Source organism: Corallococcus exercitus, from assembly GCF_003611585.1.
GTDB classification, from domain to species: domain Bacteria; phylum Myxococcota; class Myxococcia; order Myxococcales; family Myxococcaceae; genus Corallococcus; species Corallococcus exercitus.
In genome coordinates this window covers 1-973 of the sequence record NZ_RAVW01000814.1, presented here as the reverse complement: position 1 = coordinate 973, position 973 = coordinate 1, and the positions used below count along the sequence as shown (strand labels likewise).

Below are 973 nucleotides of genomic sequence, written 5' to 3'. Positions count from 1 at the left end.
GGGCGGGGAAGAGCTCCAGGTGGAGCGGCTGAACGTGCCCGAGGAGTGGGAGGACGTGCCGCTCACGCTCGTGGCGGAAGCCGACGGCGCGTTCACGCTGTGGGGCCCCGACGCGCGCGCCGTCCTCCACGGCGTCGCGGGCACCGGTGCCGGGTCGGAAGCGGGCGCGACGCACGAGGTGGAGCTGTACGTCACCCAGCTGCGCGCCCGGCCGGGGACGCGCTTCCAGCTGATGCGGCGCTCGAAGCTCGCGGTGGTGGAGGAGCTGCAGCGCGCGCTGCGCATGAGCGAGAAGGGCACCGGCACGGGCGTCCTCAACCTGACCCTGGAGGGGCCGGACCCCGTGCAGGCCACCAACACGCTGCGGACCCTCGCGGACGCGTACGTGCGCGCCAACGTGGAGCGCCGCAGCGACGACGCGGGCCGCACGCTGTCGTTCCTGGACAGCCAGCTGCCCGGGCTGCGCCAGGGCCTGGAGCAGGCGGAGGCCGCCCTGCGCGACTACCGCGCCAACAAGGGCGGCGTGGACCTGGCGCTGGAGGTGCAGGCCGTCCTCAACCGCGGCGCGGACCTGGACAAGGACATCTCCTCGCTCTCGCTGGAGCGCTCGGAGCTGCGGCAGCGCTTCACCGAACACCACCCGCTGCTCATGGCCACGGAGCGCAAGCTGGCGCGCCTGCGCACGGAGCGCACCGCGCTGGAGACCCGGCTCAAGGGCATCCCGGACGCGGAGCGGGTGTCCGCCCAGCTCACGCGCGACGTGAAGGTGGCCAACGAGCTGTACCTCCAGCTGAACAACAAGGCCCAGGAGTACCGGGTGCTCAAGTCGAGCACCATCACCAACGCGCGCCTCATCGACCCGCCCGTGGTGACGCGCCTGCCCGTGCGCCCCGCGAAGCCGGACGTGTTCGGGGTCAGCCTGGTGCCTGGCTCTTATACACATCTGACGCTGCCGACGATAAGGCCCATGTAA

1 protein-coding gene is annotated in these 973 nt (G+C 72.0%); it reads left to right on the top strand.

What is annotated here, in order from left to right:
* The coding region (locus tag D7W79_RS46615; protein WP_276375662.1) for a GNVR domain-containing protein at window positions 1-973 on the top strand (973 nt) is incomplete at its 5' end.